Genomic DNA, 18,322 nt, shown 5'->3' on the forward strand with positions numbered 1-18,322 from the left:
CGCAGGCAGCATGAGCGGCGGACCGCAATTCGGCAAGCGCCTGGCGCAGCCCCTGGACATGATGCTCGACCAGGTCGCCGGTCCTGGCTTCGTCGGGATCGAAAAGCTCATGGAACCGGTCGTTCCCCGCGACCGGCTTCAAGCTCCGGACGAAGTCGCCCGGACACTGGCAAAGCTGCTGCTCTACCCCGGCGGGCGTGCCGTCTTCGAATGGTTGATGGATATCTCGCTTCGGCAGCATTTTACCACGCAGGCTACAAGCTGCGAGGCGGTGGCGCTGCAGGTGAAACAGAAAGAAGGCATTGACGGTTTTGCGGCCGTCATCCTGGCCGAAGTCGTACGCGGCCAAAAGCTCCTGGAAGAAGAGGACTAAGAACATGGACAGGTTCAAATACCTGGATCTCCTGCGTTTCGACACGGGCGAAGGTTCCGGTGCTGCCGGCGGCGGCGATGTTGTGGATCCCGCAGCCGGTGGCGGTGCCGATCCGGCGGCCGGCGGTGCTGCAGATCCTGCTGCTGGCGGTGCTGCAGATCCCGCTGCAGGCGGCGATGCGATCCAGCTTTACCGCCCGGAGGGTCTCGCCGAGCACTATCTTGGCGAGAACGACCAGGGCACCATCGACAACATGAAAAAGGCGCTGGACGGCTATCGCGACCGGGACGCCAATGTGCCGGAAGATCACACGGCCTATGCGACGTTCAATGAGGAAAACGTTCCTGAAACACTGCGGCCGCATCTCGGCGCGCTTGCCAATGATCCGCTGTTCGGCAAGGTGTCCGAGAAAGCAAAGGAACTGCGCCTGCCGGTGGACACGTTTCAGACGCTCACAACGGAACTCTACACGGCCGCGCAAGATGCCGGGCTTCTGGAAGAACCTCTTGATGTCGAGGCGGAGCGGGCGGCGCTGACGCCGGATCATGCGAAGCACCTGTCGCCCCAGCAGCAACAGCACGCCCGCGAAAGGCGGATGAACGAAAATTTCGGCTGGCTGGACCTGCTTGCTGGCGATGAAAAGAGCGGCATCTCCAAGGATATGGCCGAGCACGTCAAGGTGGAGCTTGGCGATAGCGCGCTCGGCCATGCCTTCTTCGAAGCGATGCGCAACAAGATCGGCGGTGGGCCTGGTCCGCAGGCTGGGCATGGTGGTTCTGCCTCCCAGGATGCGCATGCCGCGCTCCTGGCACGCGGGGCCGAGCCGAAGAACAATCCCAGTCATAGGGACTTCGATCCAAAGAGTTACGACCAGTACAAGGCCGACCTTCAGGCCTATCACGCCTAGAACCCCACTTAACGTCTCCTGGCTCCTGCCAGAATTTCGCAACTGGCTTGGGAGCGACCTGGACCACGCGGCGGCTATCCTTCACCGGACCTGCCGCGTTCCGGCTAATCGGCCCTCCGGTGAACCTTTCTAGTCACTCGAATGGTAGGGCGAAAAATGGCCGATACATCTTACAAGTGGTATGAGGACCTGCTGACTGTCCGGGTCCGTGAGCGCAACAAGGTCAAGGGCGCTTATCTCGACGAAACCATGGAAACCGGCGATGCCAGTCAGGCGGCCGGCGTGGTTCGTTTCCCGGTGATCAGCGGCGCAATCGAAGTCGTCAAGGTTTCCGGTGCTATCCAGAACGTTAAGACCTCCCAGGCGACCATGGATACCGTCCCGATCACGACGGACGAATATGAGGCCGCGACCTATGTCAAGTCCCGGGATCTGCGCAAGCAGGGGCCGAAGGAACAGGCAAAGGTCGCCAATGAATTCTCCAAGTCCATCAACAAAAAGAAGGACTTCCTGAAACTCGATGCCCTGGCGGTGTTCTGTGAAAGCGGCTCCTCGTACCTGACGCTCGGCGCGACGACGGTCGAGACGATTGGCGACGGGTCTGCAATCATCGATCTTCTGGATTTCCGTACCGCCGCGACCCGGATCCAGGGCACCGGTGCCGATGAGCAACTCTACTGGCCGATCCCGGGCGTCTGGATGGACCAGCTGGAAATGTACAAGGAATTCGCGAACGCGGATTACGTCGGCGACAAGGATCTGCCCTTCGCCAAGATGGACAACGTGCGCAAGGTCACCCGGCACGGCGTCCATATCTTCACCCTGCCGGATGAATATTTCCAGTACGGCACGGGCAAGTTCGGCACGGGCGCCGGTCATCTGCCGTTCAATGCGGCCGGTTACCTCGACACGTTCATGTGGACCAAGGAAGCCATGGGCGCGCAGATGGACTGGTTCCAGGACACCGTCGAGGTGACCAAGATGCAGGGACTGGAAGGATCGCCCTTCCTGCTGAAAGCCGGTCTCGATGGCGCTGCCATCGGCATCCTGCCGGAACAGGTAAAGCGTCTTCGCTTCAAGGCGATCAACGCGGCCACCCGCCCGGCATAACGTCGGTATAAGCCATCTGGGGGCCGGTCGCCCGGCCTCCTTTCTTCCCCGTGATGGGGAGAACCAACTTGCCAAACCGGAGACTTCACCATGGCACATCGTCCCCTGGCGCTGCAGCGCTACAAGGAAACGCATACCGCCAACGGCTATATCAGCTGGTACAAGTACGCGACCAACCACACCAAGGCCGAAATGCTGACGGCCGCCTATTTCAACGACAGCGTCAACACGCTTCGCGTTGGTGACATCATCGAAGCCATCGCGGATGCCGACGGCACTCCCGAGCTTGTCATTGCCCGGGTGACTGTGGCGGCTGTCGGTGACGACGTTGAAACAGCTGATCTGACGCCCGCTGCGGCCTGATCCTGACCGGCCGGGCCGAATGACAGGCCCGGCCGTATTTTCTTCCGGGGTGTGAAATGATCATAGACAAGGCCGCAATCGTGAACATGGCGCTTTCCGAAATCGGCCATTTCACAACCTTTACCCAGGACGACGATCCGGACCTGGCCGACGCCGTCAATCAGAGCTGGCAGCGCGCGATTGATCGCTGCGTTTCCCTGCATGACTGGAAAGATTTTCGCCGTACCCGGAAACTGGAGCGGCTGACGGAACCGCCCGAAACTGGCTGGGCCTACGCGCATTCCCTGCCGGGTGACCGTATCGGCGAGCCTCTCAAAATCCTCAGGCGTGCCGGCGACAGCCCGGATCCGCTGCGCAGCTTCGACCGTGAAGGCAACCTGATCCTTTGCAACGAAACCACGGTATGGGCGCGTTGCAAGGTCGAGTTGGAGCCCGCGAGCTGGGATGCAGGATGGCGCGATGCCTTCGTGACGGCGCTTGCCGGCTATCTGGCGGTGCCAATCCTGCAGAGTATGGACCTGAAGGTCGAGAAGCATCGCGAGGCCTTCGGCACGCCTTCTCAAGAGGGGAGCGGCGGTAAATTTGGTCGTCTCATGTCTCAGGACCGGGCGTCCTCACCGCTTGGATCTTCCATCGCCGACGCCGAGCCGCTGAGCCGCGCGCATGGGGGCGACACGGGCCGGTGCTCCGGTCCCTGGCACGGAGGCTTCTAGATGACCAGCCAGCCGGGCACGCTCAAAAGCTCCTGCAACGCCGGTGAATTCAGCCCGGACCTTGAAGGCAAGGTGACGCTGAAACAGTGGTATTCCGCAGCCAAGAAAATGAAGAATGTCGAGCCGGTCCCGCAGTCCGGCTTTCGGCTTTTACCGGGCACGGCTCTCATCCAGGAGGCGGCATCCGCGACGGTGAAACATGGCGTTCTGAAAGTGACGCCGACTCTGTCCTATACGCTGATTTTCTCGCCCGGACAGGTCGATATCTTCCGTAATGACCGGGTGAAAGTCGCGACCAAGGCAATTGCCGCAATCACGGTGGATCTTCTACCCGAGCTGAAATTCTACGGGGAGGCGAATACGTTCGGGGTGTTTCACCAGGACCTGGAAACGATCCGGCTGTTTCGCGATCCGGCTGATGACACAGTGTGGACCGTGGATCTCTGGCCGTATGACAAGCTACCGGATGTCGATCTCGGCGGTGTTTATGCCAAGGACGATGATGTTTGGGAGATCGGTATTCGCTGGTCGGAAGGCGTCAGCACCATCGTCATCGATGTGGATGTGGATGGCGAGTTCATCAACAGTATCGAAATCACCGATCTAACCAGCGGATGGGCGGCATTTGCCACGGCCCTGCAGACTGAGCTGCGCGACCTGCCGAGCCTTAGCGACGATCTGACTGTGTCTGATGAGGGCAGCAAGGGCCAGACCCGGTACCGGCTGATGCGGGTCACCTTTGGTGGTGATCTCTCCGGCGCGGAATATTCGCTCAATGCGCGGATCCTCAACACGGCCGATGCCTCGGTGCTGTCCTATCACCGCGAGATCGGTGAAACCCATGGCGAACCGCTGGTGAGCGATGAACGTGGCTGGTTTGAGGGTATGGATCTTTTTCAAGATCGGGCGATCTACCACGGACCTAAGGCGCGCGGTGGCGCTGTCGCCATGTCCCGGGTCGGCGAATATTTCGATCTGAACATCGAGGCCTCCGGCGACAGCGCGGCCCGCCTGGAAGCCTTGCGTACGGAAACTTCCGAGCGGGTGCGGTTCGTTTATGAGGGCATTTATCTGCTCGGCTTCACTGACCAGGCCGAATGGTTCGTCTCAAATCGCGTTATCAAGGCGGATGAGCCGGTCAACTGGGTGCGCACCTCGACCCATGGCATCCATCCGCAGATACCGCCTTTCGAAATGGAAGGTCGGGTGTTTTTTGTCTCATCCGGTCGGCGCAGCGATGACGAGCCGGAAAACTTCGACGTCGGCCAGGCGCTCTATTCCATGGTCTATGACGACGTGGCAACGCGGTTCGGGGCAGAGCCGGAAAGTCTGCTTGCCTCGCACCTAATCAGGGACGTTGAAGGTGGCGCGCTTCAGAAAAAAGTGCGTCACAATGATGCCGGGCGGTTGTGGTTGCGCGATGCCTTCGGTCGCTTGGTCCTGGCCGTCATCATCAAGAACCAAGAGATTGTTGCATTCTGCGAATGGGTTGCTGCTCTTGCCGGGAAGGTGGTCGGGTCCTCGGTCGATGGACAGAACCAGGTCTGGCTGACAATCGACCGTGCCGGGATCGTGACCCATGAAATCATGGAGGAACAGGATCTCAACCTGTTTCAGGGGGCTGTGCGCGGGTCAACGGATCTGGCCGGGCAATTTTCGGGTCTTGATCTCTGGGAAGGCAAGGAAGTCTGGGCACGCGCTGACGGCTACATTCTGGGACCTTACACCGTGACAGGCGGGGCGATAGACCTCGGCGACCCTTACGACAATGTAACGGCCGGTCTCTGGCAGCCCCCCTTCTATGAGGGATTGCCGCTGTTCAAGGTGCTGCCAAACGAAGAAATCCTGCACCGGCCCGGGCGGATCCACTCCGTTGTTGCCAACGTGCTCAACACCGAAAGCATCGCCATTGGCGCGAACGGGGCATCTCCTCGGGACATCGCCTTGCTCGATGCCGGCGATGACATGTCGAAGCCGATGCCGGCAAAGCGCAAAAAAGTTCGCCGCACCGCGATCCCGGGCCACGTCATGGGTCCGACAGTGGTCATCACGCAGACCCGGCCGGGAATGCTGAGGGTGCTGGACTATACACCGGAGGCAAGACTCTAATGCAGTTACCGTTTGCACTTTTAGGGCTTGGCAGCGCAGGCACGGCAGCGGCCGGAACCGCAGCAGCGGCCGGAACCGCAGCGGCGGCCGGCACGGCTGCTGGCGTTGGAACGGCTGTAGGAACAGGAGCTGGGGTCGCGGCCGGCACTGCCGGTGGGGCTTTCAGCGGCGGCTCGCTCTTTTCTACCCTGCTGCAAGGTGGTGCGACGTTGCTCGGCATGATGGCGACCATTGACGCGGGCGAACACGACGCGGACGTGTTTGAGGCCAAGGCGGAAGACGCCCAGGCCGAAAAGCCGCTGGAAACCCTGCAAGCCATTGAGCGGCGCACCAGCCTGAAGCGGGATCTGGTTGAAGCCGTCTCCGAACAGGAAACGGCCTTTGCCGCTTCGGGAGTGGATCTGAGCTTCGGCACGCCGGCCGTTGCCCGCAAGGAAGCCTTCCGGGATGCAGACCGGGAATTGACCAGCGAGAACGCAACCGAGGAAACCCGGCTGAACCGGCTGGACGAACGCACGTCGCAATACAAGCTGAGCGGCCGCCGTGCCCGGAAAAGCGCACGGCAGCAAGCGCTGATCCAGGGGCTTTCCTTCGGCGCAGACGTTTTCGCAAGGGGGTAATTCATGTCAAATCGGCAGCGTCAACAAGTCGGATACAGGCAGTTTCGGCCGCAGGGAACCAAGGCTGACGGGCTCCTGGCGGTCTCCCGGGAAGGTGGTGACATGGAGCGCCGGGTGGCGGCCGGCTTCGCGCGCCTGGCCGGACAATTCGGGCAGATGGCGGACCGGCAGGCCGCCATCGAGGGCGAGCGCGCCGGGATCCGTGCAGCACTGGCCGGCGCTCCCCAGGCTGGAATGATCACTGGCGGATCCGCTGCACGCGGCATCGTCGTCGGCGAAAAGGACAGCAACGAAACGGCAGCGGCCGCGCGCGACTATCTGATCCAGAAGCACGGCCTGCAGCCGCACCAGGCGGCGGCAATTGCCGGCCACGGCATGCAGGAAAGCGGCTTCAACCTGAAGGCTGTCGGCGACAACGGCACGGCTCATGGTGCCTTTCAGCACCGGGGAGACCGCCTGGTGAACGGCAAGCGCTATGCGGCCAGCTCCGGCCGGAGCTGGGACAGCCTGGAAGCGCAGCTTGATTTCGTGATGCACGAACTGGCAACCAGCGAAAGCTATGCCGGTAACGCCCTGCGTGCGGCAACGAACCTTGACGAGGCCGTGGCCGCCTTCATGCATTTCGAGCGCCCGGCCGGCTACACGCGTGCCAACCCCACGGCAGGGCACGGCTATACGAGCCGTCTGGCCTATGCCAAGGGTCTGTCCGGCATCGCCATCGATGACGCTGCCCGGGACGGGCCGATGCGCGTGACGCCCATTGGTGAGGCCGTTCCAGTGCGCGCCGGCGCGCCCGGCACATTCCGGCCCACGGGTAGCGCGACGATCCGGGGACGCGCCTATGATGTTGCCGGCACGCGCACCTATCTCCAGCAGCTCGACGTCACCATGCAGCAGGATATGGCAGCAGTTTATGACGCCTATTCCGAAGATCCAGCCATGCTGCAGAAAGCCCTTGGCGAGCTGAAGACGGCGCATCTGCAGGATCACGTCTTTGATGAGATCGCAGGCGATTACTCGGCTGTCTATGACAAGAAATCGCTCAACATGCTTGAGCGCTCCCGCGAGGCGGCAAAGATCCGCCAGGAGCAAAAGGACCGGGAGGAATTCCTTGGCCGGATCGATACCCTTGAAGAGGAAAAGGCTCGCTTCCTGGCCGGCCAGAATGCAGGATCGGAAGCCGATGCCGATGATCTGTTCTCCATTCAGGGTTCCATTGATGAGCATTACGACAATGCTGTGTCTCGGGGGATCCTGACGCAGGCCGAGGCGGACCGCTACAAGGCGAGTTCGATGCGCGATACGTCCGTTGCCTTTTATCTCGGCCAGGCGGACGGCAAGTCTTCCGATGAAATCGTTGAAATGCGCCAGCAGATCGCCAAGGATTACTCCGAAGGTAAGCTGGAGAATGTTGACCGGGAAAGCTGGGCCCGCATCGATGGCGGATTGGAAAAGCTGTCGAAGGACAGGACCACGGCCGAGCGCCAGGCAAGCGACAATCTGCGCCGGCAGGGCGATGAGTTCGCGTTGCGGATCGTGGACGGGGCATCGATCTCCGAAGCCGAGTACGCCCGTTTCGAGCGCGGCCTTGGTGTTTCTCCGGAAGCGGAAGCCATCGGCCAGTCGGCGTTGCGCCGGCTGAATGTCGCGCGCCATTTGCGTACCAATCCACCTGGTGTCGTGCGCCAGAACCTGGCCGAGATCCTGAAAGGTCCGGACGGGAGCGTGAACCGGGAGGATCTTACCTTTGCCCGCGACCTGATCGCCCGCCAGGAAAAAGCTCTTGAAACCGATCCGTTGGCTCTCGCCGAACGCTATGGCGCGGTGCCGTTGGTGCCCGGGCTCCTCGATGCCATGCAGACCGGCGGGGCGATTTCGGCGGTGAAAGGCCGGGTCGATACGGCGCATGCGGTTGCCGAACGCTTCGGCGTTGCACCGAAATATTTCACCGGGACAGAGAAGGTCGAGATCGCCGAGCTGATCCGCACCGAACCGGATACAAGTCTTGGGCTGATCGCGGGTATAGTGGAAGCCGGGGGCGCTGCCTCGGTCGACATGCTGCGCGAGCTGCGCGAGGCCGCACCGGAAGCCGAATGGGCCGGCGTTGTGCTGGCGCTGGGGGGCAACCCGCGTGCGGCCCAGGACGCGCTTCTTGGAAACCAGCCTGGGGTGGATGGCAAGCGGCCGCCGAACCCGGTGAAGAAACAGCGGCAGGCCGTCACATCCGAGGTGCTGGGCGGCGCGCTGTCGCAGCTGCATCCTGAAGACAGTAGCCGTGTCGAAGAAAGCGCGATGTCCATTGCCCGTCGCCAGGCGGAAGTCGCCGGCGTTGCTCCGGACAGTCCGGAAGCGGAAGAGATCTACCGGCGCGCCCTCAACGAAGCGGCCGGGGCGGTGTTCTCGCCGGACGGCCAGCGTGGCGGCTTTGCTGAGATCAACGGTCGTACTGTCCTGTTGCCGCCGGGCATGACGGCGGAAAATGTCGAAGATCTGCTGGAAGGCATGAGCGAACAGGACCTTGAGGCTATCAGCGCGCCGCTGTCGCCCCTCGGCGAATTCGGGGTAAAGGTCACGGCCGACGATATCAGGGATGGCGTGCTTTTCGCCGTCGCTCCCGGTGCCTACCGGATTGGCAAGGAACGCGGCGGCCGGATGGAATTTGTCGCGGATCCTGCCGGTGGTTTCTGGGAGCTTGATCTTGCTCGCCTGGCCGAGCTGCAGCGCCAGCGCCTGTCTCCCAACTTCGGTGCCGGCGGGGGTGGTTTCTGATGAGCCTTTTCCGGACGATCGATCCAGCTGATGCAAGTGTTTACGAGGGGGAGGCGAGCCTTTCGGCAATTGCCGGAGCGGCACGTGAGACCGCGCTTTATGTCGACAATTTCAACGCCCGTCTGCTGACAGAGACCGAAGCCTTTGACGAGGCGGTCAAGAGCATTCGGGAGGCAACCGGCATCGAGCTGGAAAATCCGCGCCTGGACACACAATCGACGCCGATGCACCGGGATCCCGTGCGTGGTGATCCCTTCAAGCTCTAGGAAAAGCGCGTTGGCGAGATCATTGAGCAGCATCCGGATAAGGCCGATCTCCTGTCGCCGTTCCGCCTGGACGGCATCGAAAAGGCCGCCAGGGAAAAAGCCAGGCAATCGGCCGAGCATTATGAGCTTCTGTCCTCCACCCGCGAGGACTGGGCCGGTTTCGGTGCCGGCGTCGCCGGCGGCATCGGCGGCGCGCTGCAGGATCCCGTCACGCTGCTGACGCTGCCGCTTGGCCTTGGGGCCGGTGGTGCCCGCACGGTCGCCGGCAAGGTTCTGGCAACGACCTGGCGTGAGGCGCTTGTCGCCGGGGCGACGGAGACAGCCGTGCAGCCTTTCGTGCAAAAGTGGCGCGAAGACGCCGGCCTGCCGCACGGCCTGGCCGAAGGCCTGAAGAACATCGGCATGGCGACGGCGCTCGGCGGCATTGTTGGCGGCACGCTGCGCGGTGCCATCGAGACACCGGGCGCGATCAAGCGCAGCTGGCGTCGGCGCGTGGACGCTCAGTTGCCGAAACCGGATCCTGAAAAGATCGTGGACGACCTTCTTCCTGTTCGTGACAGCCTGCCGCCGGCAACGCGGGCTGCAGTCGATGTCTATGACGACAACCGCGCCGTCATGCGCGCGATACGCGCCGAGCTCGGCGACGACATGAGTGCTGATTTCGGACGGATGCTGGAGCGGGCCAACCGTTTCGCCGAAACACTCGACGCCGGCGATCCGGAGGACTTTGCCAGGTTCCTGCGTGAACAGGAGCTGGCTGCAGATCCCCGCCTGGCGAGTGAGCTGGGCAGCGCCCGGGCTGAACTGGAAGCCGCGCAAAAAGCCGTCGCTGACCTGGAAGGGCCTTTAAGCGCACGCACGGCCGCTGACACACTTGAGCGCATCGATCCGGAAACAGCCGCGCGCATGCGGGCAGTCGAGGAGGAACTCAAGACAGAGATACCGGCAAAGCGGCGGGCGGATCTTGAAGCCGAGCGTGCCAGCATCATCGAAACCGTCGGCAAGGGCGCTCTGGAGCGCGCTGAGCGTGAATTCAGGATTGGTCCTGAGAAACAGCTCAAGCGCGCCCGCAAGAAGTTGCGTGAGGCTCGCAGGACCTTCAATAGCGTGCAGCGGACAGCCGATGCCCGCGCCGGCGGCCGCCTGGAAGCGGGCAGGGCGGTTGCGCGCTCCGGCCTTCAGGGATCGCCTGACGGATCCGTTGCACCGGCGGCCCCCGGACAGGCGGCCGCACCGGCGGTGCCGTCTCGCCCGGTCAAACCCGATCCCTTCGAGCCCGACAGCCCGGAAGCCGCCGACCAGGTCGCAGCGCTGGAGACCCAGCTGGATCCCGAAGATGAGCTTGCCGACATGCTGTTCGTCCAGGAGGACGGCCGGGTGACGGCCGAAACGCGGACGGTCGCCGAAGCCCTGGAGGAAGCCAACCGGGGCAACTATCTTTCTGATCTCGTAAAGGCCTGCAAACTCTCATGAGCATCGACAACTGCCTGACTTCCGCCCTTGACCAGGGCGAGATCTCCGAACGCGAAGCGGCCTGGCTGCGCAACATCTATGAAGGCTATCGCCGCAAGGCGGCCCAGAAGGGAACCGCGACGGCCGCCATGGACGCCCAGGCAGCGACCGCGCGCCGGATGGCGGCCGATGCCGCGCTGAAAAAGCGCCGGCTTCTGCTGCAGGCCCTGGCACAGAAAAAGGCGGTGAAGGATACGTTGACCTACCGCACAGCCAAAGGTGAGGCAGACCTGGCCGAGGGAACTATCGCCCTGCTGGAGCATTATGGCAGCGCGCCGTTCCAGTCCATGGAAGGTCTGCGCAAGGCCATCGTCGGCCAGGCCCATGCCGAGCTAACCGAGTTGCTGCAGAAATTCGAGCGCACCGCCCTGACCGGCCGAACGCCGAACCGCGCTGATCTTGATAATGTCGTGCGCGAGGCTTTCGGTGAGAGTACCGGGGATCCGGCCGCCAAGGCACTGGCGCAGGCCTGGGCGGACGTCGCGGACGGTCTGCGTGTGCGTTTCAACAAGGCGGGCGGCGATATCGGCAAGCTGGAAGGCTGGGGCTTGCCGCAGTCGCACGATCCGAAGGCGCTGTTGAACGCTGGCAAGCAAACATGGAAAGATGCGATCCGTCCTCGGATTGACCTTGCCCGCATGCGCCATCCGGTGACCGGTGACGAGATCCTGGAAGAAGAACTTGACGGGATCCTGGACCGGATCTGGGGAGATATCGTCACCAACGGCTGGGCGTCCCGCGAGCCGAGCCAGACGACGTTCGGACGCGGTGCGATTGCCTCGCAACATGCAGAGCATCGGTTCCTGGTATTCAAGTCTTCAAATGACTGGCTGGCCTACCAGCGCGATTTCGGCCAAGGCAATCCGTTCGCGTCGATGATGAACCACATCAATCTGATGGCCCGTGACATCGCGGCCGTCGAGCGTCTGGGGCCAAACCCGAATGCGATGCTGACGTTCCTGAAACAGCGGATTGAAAAGGCGGGTCAGGAAAAGAAAGCCGGAGATATGGTGCCTTTCGCCGGATCACGTGCCCGCGCGGACAGCCGGTCGCGCGGCAAGATCCGCACAATCGAGAACATGTGGGAAGCCTACCGGGGCAATGCGGAAGTGGCGGTGGACACGCAGCTGGCGGCCGGCTTTTCGATCACGCGCAATTGGTTGACCTCGTCCATTCTGGGATCGGCCATCTTGTCCGCTCTGCCGACAGATCCGATCTACCAGGCCATTTCCCGGCGCTTTGTCGGCATTCCGGCGTTGTCTACCCTGCACGGCCTTGCCGGCCAGATCAGGAAATCCAGCCGCATGGAAGCCGTGCGTGGCGGCCTGATCCTGGACTCGGCCATGCATGTCCTTGGCACTGAGGCGCGCTATCTCGGGACGCTGTCCGGTCCGGAATGGAGCCAGGTGCTGCCCGACCGGGTGCTGGCCTGGCAGGGGCTGACGGCCTGGACGCAGGCCGGGCGGCATTCCTTCGGGCTCTCCTTCCAGGGAATGCTGGCGGATCGTGCCGGCAAGAGCCTGGCCGAGCTGAAAAACGCCAAGAAAAACACGCTCGAGCGGGCTACTGCGAAGTCGCTCGAACGCTGGGGCTTCACGGCCGAGGATTGGGACAGGATCCGCAGTTCGGTGCTGCATGAGCGCGATGGGGCAACTTTCCTGCGGCCGCAGGAGATCGCCGCCGTTGACGAGGGTCTTGCCGAGCGTGTCCTGGAGATGATCCTGCAGGAAACCGAATATGCGGTGCCGAGCGGCACCCTGCGCGGCCGGTCCTTCACCCGGGCAGGGTCGCAGCCCGGTACGCTCTGGGGTGAGATCATCCGTTCTGCCGGCATGTTCAAGAGCTTCGCGGTGACCTATGCGCTTCTCTATGGTTCCCGGGCTTATCGGGAATTCGGTGCGTCCCGCGCTGCCGGCGCGCGGTTTGCCGCTGCTGTCAGCCTGACGACGGCGCTCGGCGGTGCGGTTTCGCTCTGGTTGAAGGATATTCAATCCGGGCGGGATCCGCGGCCGATCATGGGCAGGGACGGCAATCCGCTTGCCTTTGCCGGCCAGGCCTTCATGCAGGGCGGCGGCTTCGGCATCGTTGGCGACTTCCTGCTTGGTGATCTCAACCGCTTCGGCGGCGGGATCGGCGCGACCATTGGCGGGCCGGTGGCTGATTTCGGCACCGATTTCATTGATCTGACCTTCGGCAACGCCGCCCAGTTCGCGACAGGCGACACGACGAACGTTGCCGAGGAAACGCGGCGGTTCGTTGCCAAGAACGCGCCCGGCCGCTCGCTGTGGTTCTGGCGCCTGGCCTATGATCGAGTGCTGATGGACAGCATGCGCCGGCTGACCGATCCGGAAGCCGAGAAGGCTTTTCGCCGGCGCGGCCGCTATGCCGCCGATCTCGGAACAGATACCTGGTGGTCGCCAGGCAACCTGCTACCGGAGCGCGCTCCGGATCTCGACGTGACCCGGCCCGGGTCCTGATCCGCACTTAACCTGTCTGTCCGCCCGCCATCATGGTCCGGTCAATCTGGAGCCGGACCATGACCACTGCCTATCCCGTAGAGCGAAGCGCGCGTATTTCTAACGCTATGGCCTTTAACGGTGTCGATGACACGTTCGGGCCGTTCACTTTCAAGATCATCTATCCTCTCGACGTCGTTGTGGAAATCCGCGATATCGGCGAAGACTTCTGGCAGCTGACGGCGGACGTCACAGTGATCAAGGGGCCGGATACAGCGGACTATTTCACAATTCAATTTGACGCGGTGCATCCGGACACGAAGGAATTCCGGGTGCTCGGCGCGCGGGTCCATGAGCGCAGCATTTCTCTGTCCAAAGGCACCGGTCTCAACATGGAGGCGCTCGCTCGTGTCCATGCCGAGATCGCCTTCACCCTGCAAGAAATCCGCCGAGATCTGGGACGCGCACTGTTGGTGCCGTCAGTGAGTGCGGGTGGGCAGGTTGCTGATGTTCCAGGGGGGCACTTCTTGAAGCGAACCGCCGACGGGAACTGGGGCGACGGCGGCGATGTGGATGATATTGCAGGTGCCCAGGAAAATGCTGCCATCGCTGCGCAGGCGGCGGTTGAGGCCGCCGCTTCTGCGGCGGCGGCAGAAGGTGTCGGGGCTTCGGTTGCGGTCTGGCCTTCGGGTACGACGCGCACGATGAAACAGCGTGCCACGGACACGTATTGCATCCTCGATGCTCCGGGCAATCCTGATCCGACAGGCGTCAATGACAGCTCGGCCGCCTTGAAAGCAATGATCGCCGGAGGGGTGCAGTGCGAGCTGACAAAAGGTGACTTTGTCACGACAGAGCCGCTGCTGTTCAAGACGACAGGGCAAAAGGTCGTCGGTCAGGGTCGAGGCTACGGTTACGGTCGGGCGGATTATTTTGCCCGCGATTTTCAACCGATGAGCCGGGTCATTGCAGCCGGTACATTCGCCAAGCGCATTTTGACCCGGCGTAAACACCGGGCGTCCGGGGCGGACCTGAAAGACGATCCGATGTCGGCCGCCATCGAAATCCATGCAGACGGCATAGGTTTCCAGGATTGGCTACTCTGGTTGAACTGCGACTATACCGATCTCAGTCATACAAATCTTGGGGACAATATCGATATCGGGGTTCTCCGCACGGGGCGTCCCGGCTTCAACACGGTCAATTTCGGCATTATTGGCCACTTCCGCAAAACCCGGTTGCTGCAGGAATACACACGGGCCTTGAACCTGCCTGAGCTTCTCGACCCCGATGGCGCTGCGCTGCCGAAAGGGGCGTCCGGCGAGACATTCGCGGGGGGCGACGGCTGGAGCCATCACAATTTCCTCTCCTGGGGAGGCTTCTCGGGGTTCACAGAATACGGCCCGCTGCACCCGGGAGGTGATTACTACGATGAGGCAACCGGTCTCGTCCCGGATGAGCGCGGGGCTTCCGGCGACAGCGACGGGCGTTTCACCGGCCGCTGCGCTATCTACGTGGCGCATCAATCCGGACGCCGGATGGTCGACCCGACCGGCTTCGGTGCCGCTCTGACCCGGAATAACATGGAGGCCGAGCCGGACTTCTCACCGGCCGCTGTCGATATCGACGGTTGGGCATCAAATGCCGGGTCCACGACAACGGGACGTGGTCAGGTAAGAAACATCAACTTCGGAACGATGCGGGTCTCTTCATCTGCTGCGTTTCGAGTTCGTCTTCGCGACTGTGATCAAGTTCATTTTAGTGGCATTACGTGGATCGAGAGCGGTGATTATCCATCAACCTTATTGTCTTGGCAGGACACTTCCGGTGACGATATCAACGTCAACGATTACACCAATGTTACTTATGGTCACATTGCCACTGACCAAGCGAAGACTGGTGTGGTTTGGGTTAATGATATTGTCGGTGGGCTCAATCAGAGCTGGGTACATAATAAGCAAAATTTGCGCGCTTCTGATGCCTATGGGCGAGAGCTGATGCAAGCTTTGTGGGGGCGAGGAGACACCTCTATTCCTTTTCCGTCTGGAATGCGCTGTCTCGATCATGTTTATGACGATGGACCTGCAAGTGAGTATGGAGGTCGTATTACTGAAAGCTTTAGACCATTCGCTTACCTTTTGGATAGATCGAGCGGAAAGGCGGCTGGATTTCGTTATGATACAGGTATCTTCAGATACTCTTATGGAGCGCACACTTCTGGTCTAGAGCTACCGAACGTCGGTTTTGAGCATAACGAAAACAGATTTGATTTCCGCCAGCCCGTAAAGTTACCGGTCTATTCAGTTGCAACACTTCCAGCAGCAGCAGATGCAGGCGCGGGGGCAAATGTCTGGTGTACAAATGGCCGGGCCGGTCAACCCTGCGTCGCAGTTTCAACCGGGTCTGGATGGTTTGTCGTCGGTAGCTATGCCGCTGTCTCAGCTACTTAAGAACGGGTATGCGGTGCCAATACCTCTTGTCCGTACTTAATGGTCTGGTTGAATTGAAATGCGAGTTTACGAGCAAGATTTTGGTCTTTCTTGTAAAAACGCTCGTTCAAGAGATCAAATTTCATTGTTAATCGAGGTCTCGTTGCTAGCTATTTTCCGGTCCTGATCCTCTGTTCAATTAACTCTGCAAGGTTAGGGGCCTGACGGTTGCTCCACCAAGTCAGTGCAGCTGTAAAAACTCGCTGCTTGATTGTCAGTGGAGCTTCCCTCCGAAATACCGCGACGGTATCGCCCCAATAGCGGTCTTCCGCAACTCGAGTGTAATCGTATGCTCGTGACCCTGGGATTTTGGGTGGAAAATCAGTATGGACATCTATCAAAGACAGTCCTGCAAATGCTGCGAGGGCTCTCATGCTGTCTGGGTAAAAGCGCCAGCAATCGAATTCTTGCTTGCTAGCATGCACGTGACCCCTGGAAGGGACGGACAAGAAGATGTAACCGTTTTGCCTGAGCATTCGAGCCATCTCGAGAAAGGATACCCAGAAGAACGGAACGTGTTCAAAAACCTGCCCGCAAACAATGACATCGGCAGATGATGTTTTAATCGGAATACTGTAGGGTTGTACCAAAACAACGTCCACATTTGGACCTGCTTCAACGTCCAAACCTGTATAAGAGTGGTCAAAGTTTTGAAGAATTTCACGGTGGGAGAGTTTTTGCCCATCTACCATTCGCGAACCGACTTCAATTATATCGTAATGCTTGTTTCGCGCTAAGTTTGAATTGATGCAATTTTGCATGTGGTTAAACGCAGATTGATGCATTTTTTGCCTATCGATTTCCCTAAACAATTGTCGAACGAAGCACGGTCAAAGAGCATTCGTCAATAATTGATGTAGACCTGGGTTGATTAACTGATTTGCCTGCAGATCGATGATCCGAAGACAATTCTAAGTTTTACGCGCAGTTCTTATAAGTCGAAAAAACAGCTAAAATATAGGTTGAATGCCGGGAATTTCACAGTTCCCAAATATCAGCTTCAGTTAACCCCACGCTGCACCGTCGATAATCGCGATCAGAAACCAATCCGGCAACCGGAGATCGCGATTATGACGGCGGTGAATTTCGAGGAATGCCTGTCCTGAGTGCTCGTCCATGAGGGCGGTTATGTTAATCATCCGAAAGACCCGGGCGGTGCCACGAACAGGGGCGTGATCCAGCGCACCTATGACGGCTATCGCCGGCGCATGAACCTTTCCAAGCAAAGCGTCAAACACATCACCGAGGCGGAAGTCCGCGCGATCTACCGGGAGCAATACTGGCAGGCCGTCGCGGCCGACCAGCTGCCTGCCGGCGTCGATTATGCCGCGTTCGACTACGGGGTGAACTCCGGGCCGAAACGGGCGATCAAGGATCTGCAGCGCGTCCTGGGTGTCAAGCCGGACGGCTGGATCGGCAACGTAACCCTGGCAGCCCTCGGTGATCTTTCGGCCGATACCGTTGTCCGCCAGCTGTGCGAGCGGCGGTACAAGTTCGTCCGGGGCCTCAAGCACTGGTCAACCTTTGGAACTGGCTGGACGCGGCGCATCATGGGCGAAAAGCTCGGCGTGCAAACGGACGATTACGGTGTGATCGACCGGGGCGTGATGCTGGCCATGAACGCCGTGCGGACCAAACCCGTGCCGATCCCCGCGCCGAAGGCCGAAGCACCCGGCAAAGCCCTGGAGGAAGACAAGGGCACGATTGCCGTTGTCGAGGAAGTCGCCAAGGATCCCAAGTGGCTCAAGCTGCTGGGGACGTTCGGTGCCAGCCTTGTCACCATCGCGACCGGCTCCGGACCCGTTGCATGGGCGGTTGCCGGGTGCCTTGTCGCCGGCGGGGTCTATTTCATCTACCGGCTCGAGCGTGACCGGGTGCCGGCATGATTGCCGCCTATGAAATCGCCAAGCGCGTCCTGGGCAACAAATACGCCTTGGGCGCGCTGTTCTGCCTGGTCGTGCTGTCAGGCATATGGATCTACGGGGAAACGCGCTGGAGGGCCGGCTATGCGACATATGAAACGGAACTGGCGGAAGGTGCTACAGAAGCTGAGCGCGCACGCGTCCAGGATGAAACCCGGCTCAAGGGCCTTTCTGATCATGATCTTTGTGCCGGCTACCTTCGCTCTCGGGGGCTGCCCGTCGAAGCATGTCAGCAACTGCGCGGGCTTCCGGGCGAACGCCCTTAGTCCGGCCGGCACTGTCGCCTTGGCGCAGGCCGACCGACCTGGCCTGGAGCGCGTTGCCGCAAACGATGCAAACTATCAACGCCTGGGGTGCCCCTGATGGCTGAAGCAAGACACAAGTGGATCCAGCCCGGAGTATCGATGGGCAACGTCATCGTGCTGGCGACAATGGTTGCCGGCCTGGCTGCCGGTTGGGGGCGGCTCGAGGCCGGGCTGTCGAACCATGATCGACGGATCACGGAAAACGCTTCGGACGTGAAAGAGATCCAGCGGGATCTCCGGCCGTTGAGTACCGAGCTAACCGAGATCCGATCCGACATGAAGTATTTAATTCAGGAGGTAGGCCGCACGCGGCAGGCCCTGGAGCGTCTTGACAGGGAGCGGCGAGGCAATCCATAAGACTCGCCGTAGAGTTCATGTGGACTATCAAAATCGCGTAGGACTTGTTTA

Annotated in this window: 16 protein-coding genes; 15 read left to right on the forward strand and 1 reads right to left on the reverse strand. The window is 60.9% G+C overall.

What is annotated here, in order from left to right:
* Nucleotides 1-10 precede the first annotated feature (10 nt).
* The 12 genes from FIV03_RS15470 to FIV03_RS15525 all read left to right on the forward strand — a co-directional run bounded on the left by FIV03_RS15470 (nucleotide 11) and on the right by FIV03_RS15525 (nucleotide 15,648).
* Nucleotides 11-373: a hypothetical protein gene (locus FIV03_RS15470; protein WP_152510180.1), complete on the forward strand. Its 363-nt coding sequence runs from the start codon at nucleotides 11-13 to the stop codon at nucleotides 371-373.
* A 4-nt stretch (nucleotides 374-377) separates the two neighbouring features.
* Nucleotides 378-1,280 (forward strand): hypothetical protein, encoded by a 903-nt coding sequence (locus FIV03_RS31600; RefSeq protein ID WP_173013863.1) that lies wholly within the window; start codon nucleotides 378-380, stop codon nucleotides 1,278-1,280.
* Between the two features lie 156 nt (nucleotides 1,281-1,436).
* Nucleotides 1,437-2,390 (forward strand): phage capsid protein, encoded by a 954-nt coding sequence (locus FIV03_RS15480; RefSeq protein ID WP_152510181.1) that lies wholly within the window; start codon nucleotides 1,437-1,439, stop codon nucleotides 2,388-2,390.
* A 90-nt stretch (nucleotides 2,391-2,480) separates the two neighbouring features.
* The gene (locus FIV03_RS15485) at nucleotides 2,481-2,753 is read left to right on the forward strand and encodes a hypothetical protein (RefSeq protein WP_152510182.1); all 273 of its coding nucleotides are present in this window, start codon (nucleotides 2,481-2,483) and stop codon (nucleotides 2,751-2,753) included.
* 56 nt (nucleotides 2,754-2,809) lie between these two features.
* Entirely contained in the window at nucleotides 2,810-3,466 is a 657-nt protein-coding gene (locus FIV03_RS15490) for a hypothetical protein (RefSeq protein ID WP_152510183.1), read from the forward strand.
* The gene (locus FIV03_RS15495) at nucleotides 3,467-5,575 is read left to right on the forward strand and encodes a hypothetical protein (protein ID WP_152510184.1); all 2,109 of its coding nucleotides are present in this window, start codon (nucleotides 3,467-3,469) and stop codon (nucleotides 5,573-5,575) included.
* On the forward strand, nucleotides 5,575-6,195 hold the full coding sequence (locus FIV03_RS15500) for a hypothetical protein (RefSeq protein WP_152510185.1): 621 nt from the start codon (nucleotides 5,575-5,577) through the stop codon (nucleotides 6,193-6,195). The genes FIV03_RS15495 and FIV03_RS15500 overlap by 1 nt, the downstream gene beginning before the upstream one ends.
* Before the next feature lie 3 nt (nucleotides 6,196-6,198).
* Complete coding sequence (locus FIV03_RS15505) at nucleotides 6,199-8,964, forward strand: phage tail tip lysozyme (RefSeq protein WP_152510186.1); 2,766 nt, start codon at nucleotides 6,199-6,201, stop codon at nucleotides 8,962-8,964.
* Complete coding sequence (locus FIV03_RS15510; RefSeq protein ID WP_152510187.1) at nucleotides 8,964-9,230, forward strand: hypothetical protein; 267 nt, start codon at nucleotides 8,964-8,966, stop codon at nucleotides 9,228-9,230. The genes FIV03_RS15505 and FIV03_RS15510 overlap by 1 nt, the downstream gene beginning before the upstream one ends.
* A 324-nt stretch (nucleotides 9,231-9,554) precedes the next feature.
* Entirely contained in the window at nucleotides 9,555-10,703 is a 1,149-nt protein-coding gene (locus FIV03_RS15515) for a hypothetical protein (protein WP_152510188.1), read from the forward strand.
* Nucleotides 10,700-13,219 carry a hypothetical protein gene (locus FIV03_RS15520; protein ID WP_152510189.1) on the forward strand — a complete coding sequence of 840 codons (2,520 nt, stop codon included), beginning with the start codon at nucleotides 10,700-10,702 and terminating at the stop codon, nucleotides 13,217-13,219. Before FIV03_RS15515 ends, FIV03_RS15520 begins: the two co-directional genes overlap by 4 nt.
* A 59-nt stretch (nucleotides 13,220-13,278) precedes the next feature.
* Nucleotides 13,279-15,648: a hypothetical protein gene (locus FIV03_RS15525; RefSeq protein ID WP_152510190.1), complete on the forward strand. Its 2,370-nt coding sequence runs from the start codon at nucleotides 13,279-13,281 to the stop codon at nucleotides 15,646-15,648.
* Nucleotides 15,649-15,797: 149 nt separating this feature from the next.
* On the opposite strand, the gene FIV03_RS15530 is transcribed toward FIV03_RS15525, so the two are convergent.
* Nucleotides 15,798-16,472 (reverse strand): methyltransferase domain-containing protein, encoded by a 675-nt coding sequence (locus FIV03_RS15530; RefSeq protein WP_152510191.1) that lies wholly within the window; start codon nucleotides 16,470-16,472, stop codon nucleotides 15,798-15,800.
* A 321-nt stretch (nucleotides 16,473-16,793) separates the two neighbouring features.
* On the opposite strand from FIV03_RS15530, the gene FIV03_RS15535 reads away from it, so the two are divergent.
* From FIV03_RS15535 to FIV03_RS15545, 3 genes are all read left to right on the forward strand, one after another.
* Nucleotides 16,794-17,573 carry a glycoside hydrolase family 108 protein gene (locus FIV03_RS15535; RefSeq protein ID WP_209009672.1) on the forward strand — a complete coding sequence of 260 codons (780 nt, stop codon included), beginning with the start codon at nucleotides 16,794-16,796 and terminating at the stop codon, nucleotides 17,571-17,573.
* Nucleotides 17,570-17,875: a hypothetical protein gene (locus tag FIV03_RS15540; RefSeq protein ID WP_152510192.1), complete on the forward strand. Its 306-nt coding sequence runs from the start codon at nucleotides 17,570-17,572 to the stop codon at nucleotides 17,873-17,875. The genes FIV03_RS15535 and FIV03_RS15540 overlap by 4 nt, the downstream gene beginning before the upstream one ends.
* 138 nt (nucleotides 17,876-18,013) lie before the next feature.
* Nucleotides 18,014-18,271 (forward strand): hypothetical protein, encoded by a 258-nt coding sequence (locus FIV03_RS15545; protein ID WP_209009673.1) that lies wholly within the window; start codon nucleotides 18,014-18,016, stop codon nucleotides 18,269-18,271.
* Nucleotides 18,272-18,322 lie beyond the last annotated feature (51 nt).

It is taken from the genome of Labrenzia sp. THAF187b, assembly GCF_009363375.1.
Classification (GTDB): domain Bacteria; phylum Pseudomonadota; class Alphaproteobacteria; order Rhizobiales; family Stappiaceae; genus Roseibium; species Roseibium algicola.

What these genes read in the sequence shown, in the direction of transcription:
- FIV03_RS15470 (WP_152510180.1), top strand. Translation starts at nt 11, where the DNA reads ATGAGCGGCGGACCGCAATTCGGCAAGCGCCTGGCGCAGCCCCTGGAC.
- FIV03_RS31600 (WP_173013863.1), top strand. Translation starts at nt 378, where the DNA reads ATGGACAGGTTCAAATACCTGGATCTCCTGCGTTTCGACACGGGCGAA.
- FIV03_RS15480 (WP_152510181.1), top strand. Translation starts at nt 1,437, where the DNA reads ATGGCCGATACATCTTACAAGTGGTATGAGGACCTGCTGACTGTCCGG.
- FIV03_RS15485 (WP_152510182.1), top strand. Translation starts at nt 2,481, where the DNA reads ATGGCACATCGTCCCCTGGCGCTGCAGCGCTACAAGGAAACGCATACC.
- FIV03_RS15490 (WP_152510183.1), top strand. Translation starts at nt 2,810, where the DNA reads ATGATCATAGACAAGGCCGCAATCGTGAACATGGCGCTTTCCGAAATC.
- FIV03_RS15495 (WP_152510184.1), top strand. Translation starts at nt 3,467, where the DNA reads ATGACCAGCCAGCCGGGCACGCTCAAAAGCTCCTGCAACGCCGGTGAA.
- FIV03_RS15500 (WP_152510185.1), top strand. Translation starts at nt 5,575, where the DNA reads ATGCAGTTACCGTTTGCACTTTTAGGGCTTGGCAGCGCAGGCACGGCA.
- FIV03_RS15505 (WP_152510186.1), top strand. Translation starts at nt 6,199, where the DNA reads ATGTCAAATCGGCAGCGTCAACAAGTCGGATACAGGCAGTTTCGGCCG.
- FIV03_RS15510 (WP_152510187.1), top strand. Translation starts at nt 8,964, where the DNA reads ATGAGCCTTTTCCGGACGATCGATCCAGCTGATGCAAGTGTTTACGAG.
- FIV03_RS15520 (WP_152510189.1), top strand. Translation starts at nt 10,700, where the DNA reads ATGAGCATCGACAACTGCCTGACTTCCGCCCTTGACCAGGGCGAGATC.
- FIV03_RS15525 (WP_152510190.1), top strand. Translation starts at nt 13,279, where the DNA reads ATGACCACTGCCTATCCCGTAGAGCGAAGCGCGCGTATTTCTAACGCT.
- FIV03_RS15530 (WP_152510191.1), bottom strand. Translation starts at nt 16,472, where the DNA reads ATGCATCAATCTGCGTTTAACCACATGCAAAATTGCATCAATTCAAAC.
- FIV03_RS15540 (WP_152510192.1), top strand. Translation starts at nt 17,570, where the DNA reads ATGATTGCCGCCTATGAAATCGCCAAGCGCGTCCTGGGCAACAAATAC.
- FIV03_RS15545 (WP_209009673.1), top strand. Translation starts at nt 18,014, where the DNA reads ATGGGCAACGTCATCGTGCTGGCGACAATGGTTGCCGGCCTGGCTGCC.